Annotated in this window: 1 protein-coding gene; it reads right to left on the bottom strand. The window is 69.8% G+C overall.

The genetic code is table 11. The features are described 5' to 3' along the window. Positions 1–220, bottom strand: a 220-nt coding sequence (locus EAS64_RS47900; RefSeq protein WP_369333581.1) for a reverse transcriptase domain-containing protein, incomplete at its 3' end; no start/stop codon positions are given. Between the last annotated feature and the right edge of the window lie 35 nt (positions 221–255).

Raw genomic sequence — 255 nt, forward strand, 5'->3', positions numbered from 1 at the left:
GCCGGTGCAGGTAGACGTTGCACATGACGGGGCTGATCACCCCGCCCTGCGCGGTCCCGGACGCCTCCCGGCGGACCTGGCCGTCTTCCATTACCCCGGCGCGCAGCATCGCGCGCAGGAGCTTCAGCACCGGCTGGTCGCAGATCCGTTCCTCCACCGCCTCCATGAGCCCCTCGTGCGGGATTGCCGAGAAGCAGGAAGCGATGTCCGTCTCGACCACCCACCGGCGGCCCCGCCAGCACTCGTCGATGAGCA

The organism is Trebonia kvetii (assembly GCF_007827045.1).
GTDB lineage: Bacteria > Actinomycetota > Actinomycetes > Streptosporangiales > Streptosporangiaceae > Trebonia > Trebonia kvetii.